Raw genomic sequence first — 7,271 nt, 5'->3', positions numbered from 1 at the left:
GTCCAAGATACGCTCCAGGGGCTCGCTGCTGCTGAGGACTTCAGGGTCAAGGTCCCGCCTGACCACCACGAAAACATCGTCTATACCTACCAGGGCGCGATAGACCGAGGTGATCCGCTGCTGGCCGTCCAGGATCACGCGGAGGTTCTTGATCTGAGTCTGTTGGACGATCTCTTCCTTCGTGTAGTCCTTTGCTCTTAGTGGGGCACGCGAGCCCTTGCCCTTCCGGGGTCGGATGTCGACTTGGCGCAGGGTCATCCCGAACCCAGGCTTGCCGTAAATGATTGTGCCAATGAAGATTTCACGGATCAGGGAGTCGAAAAGGTCATAGGTCTGGTCCAGTTCCCATCGGAAGTCGCGTTGGAATTCAGGCAAAAGAATGATTTCTCCCTCGATCCCTCGGACGATGTCGAGAAGCGATTCGGTCTGACTCTGGTTGTCGTTCATGCCAGTCTCACGAGGGGCAGGGATGGTGTGATTCCATGCACCACCGAGATTAACCCAGCACGCCATAATGCCCAAGTCCCAACCCCGCCGGCGGGTAGCCGTGGCAAAGCCGAAGGCGTGCCCCGGAATCAGCTGCGCCACCGGGGCACGTTTCGCGCTGCTCCACGTTGCCTCGGCCACTTGTCGCCAGGGCCACTCGTCCGCGGGAATCGGGAACGGGGGCTCATTCTTGACAACATCATCGAGAAAGGGAGGCTGCGCGAGTGATATCAATCGGGAAATCGGCGGCTGACTCAGCCAGGGGCATGCTTTGCGTTGCACCGGCCACTGGTGAAGGCGTTATGATGGCGTCATCCTGGACACCAACGGGGCAAAAAGAGGCGATGCCCAATCCCCCCGTCCGAGGCTGGCGGTCGGCTCCGAGCGGCTTGGGCCACCAGGGGGAGGCCGTGGCGATCAGAGGTGGAAGTGACGATCGACACGCGACGGGATCGGATCTCGGCCGAGGGAGAAATCATCAGTGAAACCACAACTGAGAATGGCAATTCTTGCATCGGTGACCTGGCTGCTCCCCGCGCTCATCGCATGGGGAGGGGAAGAACTCCTCGAACCGGCTGAAGTGAAGGTGGCGGCGGTCCAGATCCTCGGCTACGACAAGACCGACCTGCCACGCCCCGGATTCGATCCGACAGACGCCGTGATCCCTTTCATCGAGAGGGCGGCCAGGGACGGGGCGCAACTCGTTGTCTTTCCGGAGTATCTCCTGGGCAGGATCGCTGTCCCAGGCCCGCAGACGGAGCGGATCGCAAGAGCGGCGGCGATGGGGAACATCTTCGTAATCGTCGGTTGCTGGGAGGTCTTCGAGGACGGCACGTATGCCAACACGGCCCTTCTGTTCGACCGGTCGGGCGAGATCGCCGGCAAGTACCACAAGGTCCACGCCGCCGTGGACCATTTCGAGGGCCAGCCGCCCTGGTCGAGACCTCCGCAGGGCAAGGACGACGCGTGGTTCCTGACGAACGACCCCGAGTGGACGATGCAACGGGGGCAGGACTTCCCGGTCTTCGACCTGGACTTCGGCCGGGTCGGCATCCTGACCTGCTACGACGGCTGGTTCCCGGAGTCGTCCCGCATCCTGTCGCTCAACGGGGCCGAGATGCTTGTCTGGATCAACGGCCGGAGGGGGATGGTGGAGGACTTCCTCGTGAAGTCTGCGATGTTCCAGAACGAGGTCGCGATGGTCGCCACGAACCAGGCGTATGGGTCGGGGACGATGATCGGCCAGTGGCCCGCCCAGATCCTCGCCGCCTGCACGGAACCGGGGGAGGGCTACATCACCGCCACGATCGATCTGGGACGGGTCCGGCAGGCCCGGCAGAACAGCCGGAACCTCCAGCAGAGGAGGCCCGATGCTTACGGGGAGATCGTGAGGCCGATCGGCACCGATCAACAGCCCGCCAAGTAACGTGGATCAAAATCCGTTGCCGCAGGGCGACTCCGGGTCGGGCGTGGTCGGGGATCAACGACCGATCCGGCGGTGTCGGCTGGTTGGCACGAGTGGCTGCACCTGTGTTCGGAATCCCTGGACAGGAGGATCATTCTCCGCATCGCCGGACAACGGAACCAGGGTTGGCGGGATCGACCTTCCTGAGGCGTCGAGAAAACGCCGGCGGGTGGCCGGGGCGAAGCCGAAGGCGTGCCCCGGGATCAGCGGCGCCACCGGGGCACGTTTCGCGCTGCTCCACGTTGCCCCGGCTACCCGTTCGACCACCCGCCGAGGCCACTCGCGGGGGGCGGGAGGGTTGATGGGGGGCGTGGAGGGGGATCATGAGCTGGTGCGACGGACGAGCTCGTCGAAGATGGAGCCGGGGGGGATGTCCTCGTCGGAGTGCATCACGCGGTCGAAGAGGTCGTCGGGAAGGACGCGGACGACCGTCATCAGACCGGCCAGGGCGCGAGGCCAGCCCTTACGCATGCCGAGGGTCTCGCGGCGGTTGGTGATGGCGTGCATCTGGGCGTCGGTCATCTCCATGCCCATCATCATTTGCGGATATCCGGGATCGACCTGGGCGGCGGCTGATCGGGAGAGCACGGGCCTCGGCCGGTCGTCGGGCGAGCCGAAGTATCGGGTCACGTCCACGCCGTCGCGGATGCGGGGGCCGACCTGTTTGACCATGTGATTCATCATGTGATGAACCATGTGGCAGTGCAGTAGCCAGTCGCCGGGGTTGTTGGCGACGAATTCGAGGTCGGTGGCCTGGGCGACAGCGATCAGCTCGGTGTTGCGCGCTTGCCAGGCCGAGGTGGGGATGCGGGCCCCTTCGCGTCCGGTGATCCAGAAGGTGTGGCCGTGCAGGTGGATCGGGTGGTGCTGCATGGGGCTGAAGTCGAGGATGCGGAGACGGACGCGGTCGCCGTGGCGAACGACGATCGGGGTAGAGTAGGGGCCGCTCCGGCCGTTGATGGTGTGCCAGTTCCACTCCATCGCCATGGTGTTGGGCACGGTCTGATTGGGCGGGATGAAGTAGTTCTGGAAGATCAGGCCGATGTCGCGGTCGACCGGGGGGTCGAAGGCGCGGGCGGGGTGGATGATGAAGTAGCCGACCATCCCGATCGCTTCTTGCATCGCGATATGCGAATGGTAGAAGAAGGTGCCGGCCTGGTGCAGGTCGAACTCGTAGACGAAGGTGCCGCCGGGCTCGATCGGGTCTTGCACCAGGTGCGGGGGGCCGTCGTACTGGATGGGCAGCTCCAGGCCGTGCCAGTGGACGGTGGTCGGCTCGGGCAGGCGGTTCTCGACGATCAAGCGGACGCGGTCGCCCTGGTTGGCCTCGATCGTCGGGCCGGGGACGCTGCCGTTGTAGCCCCAAAGGTCCATCCAGTAACCGGGAAGCAGCTCGCGGCGGACGTGTTCGCAGACGATCCGGTACTCCTTGACCCCGTCCACCATTCGCCAGGGGAGCGTGACCACGTCGGGCATCTCGAACGGCACCGGCGGTTGATCTGAGCCCCGACGGCCCGGCACGAGCTTGCCGAAGAAGCGGTCGGAGTCGGGCGGGCCGCCATAGCTCGACCGGGTTCGCGAATACTCGTCGAACGGCCCGGGGGCCTGCTGGGGGGGAGGGGCGTCGACCTCGGGCCGAGCCTCCTGGGCGCCGGCGGTGGCCGAGGAGAGCCCGAATGTCCCGACCGTCGCGGCCGTGCCCTTCTTCAGGAAATTGCGGCGGTTTTCGGCATCGTCCATGGGAAGGCCCTCTCAAGAGTCGTCGTCGTCCGGGTCAGCGCGGCTTGGGGACGGAGTCGATGTGACCCGGCGGCGTCGGCCGTTCCGGGGCCTTCAGCCCGTCGTGCAGGAGGAAACCCTCAAGCAACGCGAGCGATTCGTTCAGGTCGATCCGTTGCGCGATGTATTCGAGGCGTCTGAGGAAATACTCCCGCTCCGCGTCGAGCACATCGGGCCAGGGGGCGCGGTCTTCCTGATAGCTCTTGAGAAGCACCTCGTAGGCACTCCTCGTCTCGGGCAGGACGACGCTTCGGTAATTCTCGACCTGCTGCAACGCGGTCAGGTAGCGGCGGTACTCCTGGGCAAAGCGCCGGCGCAGGTCGAGTTCGACGCGGCGGATCTCCCCTTGCTGGCGCATCATGTCGGCCTGGGCCTGGCGGATCGTCCCCTGGTTGCGGTCGTACAGGGGAATCTCGGCGAAGACCTGGAGCATACCGGTCACCTGATTGGGGCTGTCCTCGAAGTTCTCGCCGGCGCCGCCCTGGACGAAAATGTTGGGGATCGGCTGGACGCGCTCGCGGTCGATCGTGATCCGGTCGGCCCCGAGCTTGGCGTGGGCCTGCTGCACCTCGGGGCTGTGCTCGATGAGGTGGACCAGTGTTGCATTGTAGTCAAGCGGGGGGCCATCGGACCCTTCGAGCGTCCCGGCCAGAGGGGCCGGCGGGAGTTCGACGCCGACCAGCGCCGAGAGGAACCCACGGGCCTCGACCAGATCGTTGCGGGCCATCTGAAGATCGAGCCGACGGCGCTGCAAGAGGGCGTTGGCCTGGTGCAGATCGGCCATGTTGGCCTGGCCGACGTTGAACATTTCTCGGGTCGTCAGGACGACATCCTCGGCGTTGCGGACGAGCTGCTCGCGGACGGCAACGGTTTCTTGCCTGCCCAGGGCGCGGGCGAAGTGGACGCGGACGTCGTTGAGGACCCGGAATTGCTGGGCCATCGCGATCCATTCAGCGGTCCGGGTCCGGGCGAGGTACTTCTGCCGGCTGAGACGGAGCTTGCCGGCCGTGACGATCTCCTGACGGAGGATCCCCCCGTGGAACTCGCCGGGGGTGCCTTCGACGCCGATCTGTCGGGCCCGGTAGAAGATCACCGGGTTCGGGTAGAGGCCAGCCTGCACGGCCTTGGCCAGCGTCCCATCGACCTGGGCGACGGCCTGCCGCAGGGTCGGGTTGGCGGCCAGCGCCGTCGCCTCCAGCGACGCCAGGGTGATGGGAGGGGCGGCCGGAATGCCCTCGGGTGCCGCCGAGGTGATCGGTCCGGGAATGCTCGGAGGAGGAACGTAGATTTCACCAATCCGCTCCTCGGCCCCCTCGCGCAGCGGCTCTTGACCGGCACTGGGAGCGGCGGCCGCGAGCACCCCGGCGAGGACGACGACGCAAGGCGCGCCCCGGGAGGTCTTGATGACCATCTGCGTTCCCCCTCAGCTTCCGGTCAGTCGAATCCTCTCCATCGTTCCACACCTGATGATTTTTGGTCGGCACCGCCCCCCCCCGACTTGACCCGCACAACCCAACTCGGGAGGTTTTCGTAAGCAACCATCGATGGGAAAGGCCGCCGGCGGTCGCGGCCCAGGCTGCCGGGGACCAACGCTCCCCGGTGTCGAACATCATGAGGATCGTCCCAGGCGATCGGACAGGAGCGGAGCGGCAGGCGGTCGATTCCCGCGACACCATCGCCCACCCCGACCAATCTGTCCGCGCAGAAATTTCGGAAGATTTGTCATTTTCCGGAGCATTCTGGCCGATCAAGATCGATGAGAAATCGTGCCTGACCGAAGAGAGGCCATTTGCTCGTCTCGGTTGGCGTTGCTCGTTTGAGGGCGGGCCGTTCTAATATGATGGGAAAGGCACCGAAGGAATCACCACTCGCTCGGCACGTTCGGGGAGTCGGTTCGGAGGCATTTCCCGATTATGCAAGACCGCATCGCCTACCAAGGGATGACCTTTGACGACGTGCTGCTGGAGCCGGCGCTGTCGGAACTGCTCCCTCGGGAGGTCGAGACGAGGACCCGTCTGACCGCCTCGATCGACCTGAACATCCCGATCCTCTCGGCCCCGATGGACACGGTGACAGAGGCCGAGCTGGCCATCGCCTTGGCGCAGGAGGGGGGGCTGGGGATCATCCACAAGAACCTGTCGATCGAGGATCAGACGATCGAGGTCGACAAGGTCAAGCGGTCGGAGAACGGCATTATCGTCGATCCCGTCACCCTGCCGCCGACGGCCACCGTGGCCGAGGCGCGGGAGTTGATGAGCGATCACAACATCTCGGGCGTGCCGATCGTCGTCGAGGGCCGGAAACTGCGCGGGATTCTCACCCGGCGCGACCTGAGGTTTTTGGAGCGGGACGATCTGCCGGTCGAGGAGGTCATGACCAAGTCCAACCTCGTGACGGCTCCCGAGAATACGAGTCTGGACGAAGCTGACCGGATCTTGACGAAAAACAAGGTCGAGAAGCTGTTGCTGGTCGATGATGAGTTTACGCTCAAAGGTCTGATCACGATCAAGGACATCGACAAGCTGCACAAGTACCCGCTGGCCTGCAAGGACTCGCGAGGGCGGTTGCGGGTCGGCGCGGCGGTGGGGGTGTACGACTTCGAGCGGGTGGCGTCGTTGATCGAGGCGGACGTGGACCTGATCGTGGTCGACTCGGCGCACGGGCACAGCAAGAACGTGATCGAGACGGTTCGGCAGGTGAAGCGTGATTTCCAGATCGAGGTCGTGGCCGGGAACGTGGCGACGGCCGAAGGAACTCGGGCCTTGATCGACGCCGGGGCCGACGCGGTGAAGGTGGGCATTGGGCCGGGCTCGATCTGCACGACGCGGGTCGTCAGCGGGGTGGGCGTGCCGCAAATTACGGCGGTGTATCACTGTGCGAAGGCGAGCGAGGGGCGGGTGCCGATCATCGCCGACGGCGGGATTCGCTATTCGGGAGATGTGGCCAAGGCCCTGGCCGCCGGGGCGCATTGCGTGATGATCGGCGGCCTGTTCGCAGGGCTGGCCGAAAGTCCGGGAGAGACGATCATCTACCGGGGTCGCAGCTTCAAGCAGTACCGGGGGATGGGGTCGATCGGCGCGATGGCCAAAGGCTCGGCCGACCGCTACCGACAAGATGTTCAGAAGGGGCCGGACGGCAAGCCGGCGGCCTCGCAGAAGTACGTGCCCGAAGGAGTGGAGGGCCGCGTCCCGTACAAGGGGCCGCTGGCCGATTACGTCTACCAGCTTATCGGCGGCCTTCGGGCCGGAATGGGATACTGCGGAACCCGGACGATCGAGGAGCTACGGACCAAGACCCGGTTTATCCAGGTCACCGGGGCCTCGGTGTCTGAAGGTCATCCGCACGATGTCGTCATTACCCAGGAAGCCCCCAATTACACCAGTCCGGCGTTTGAGGGGGAGTCGAGTCGCAATTCGGTCTAAGTCGAACGAGGCCTCCGACTGGGGTCGGGATGACCCCAGCCACCCCAACACGATGGGGAAGACGGGGCACGCGCGTTTCGGTCGTCAGGCTGGGTCAGGAAGACTTCAGCCAGCTCAAT

At 64.9% G+C, this 7,271-nt stretch carries 5 protein-coding genes; 2 read left to right on the top strand and 3 right to left on the bottom strand.

Going from position 1 to position 7,271, the window contains the following annotated elements; translation table 11 throughout:
* Nucleotides 1–588, bottom strand: a 588-nt coding sequence (locus tag GA615_RS17705; protein WP_201750222.1) for a DUF262 domain-containing protein, incomplete at its 3' end; no start/stop codon positions are given.
* A 379-nt stretch (nt 589–967) separates the two neighbouring features.
* On the opposite strand from GA615_RS17705, the gene GA615_RS17700 reads away from it, so the two are divergent.
* On the top strand, nt 968–1,912 hold the full coding sequence (locus tag GA615_RS17700; protein ID WP_152052647.1) for a carbon-nitrogen hydrolase family protein: 945 nt from the start codon (nt 968–970) through the stop codon (nt 1,910–1,912).
* A gap of 360 nt (nt 1,913–2,272) precedes the next feature.
* On the opposite strand, the gene GA615_RS17695 is transcribed toward GA615_RS17700, so the two are convergent.
* Complete coding sequence (locus tag GA615_RS17695; protein WP_152052646.1) at nt 2,273–3,691, bottom strand: multicopper oxidase family protein; 1,419 nt, start codon at nt 3,689–3,691, stop codon at nt 2,273–2,275.
* 34 nt (nt 3,692–3,725) lie between these two features.
* On the bottom strand, nt 3,726–5,141 hold the full coding sequence (locus tag GA615_RS17690; RefSeq protein WP_152052645.1) for a TolC family protein: 1,416 nt from the start codon (nt 5,139–5,141) through the stop codon (nt 3,726–3,728).
* Nucleotides 5,142–5,643: 502 nt separating this feature from the next.
* Here GA615_RS17690 and guaB point away from each other — a divergent pair.
* On the top strand, nt 5,644–7,152 hold the full coding sequence (guaB, locus tag GA615_RS17685; RefSeq protein ID WP_152052644.1) for an IMP dehydrogenase: 1,509 nt from the start codon (nt 5,644–5,646) through the stop codon (nt 7,150–7,152).
* Nucleotides 7,153–7,271: the final 119 nt, after the last annotated feature.

The organism is Tautonia marina (genome assembly GCF_009177065.1).
Classification (GTDB): domain Bacteria; phylum Planctomycetota; class Planctomycetia; order Isosphaerales; family Isosphaeraceae; genus Tautonia; species Tautonia marina.
Note: the sequence above shows the minus strand (reverse complement) of the source record. Positions and strands in the feature narration are given on the sequence as shown.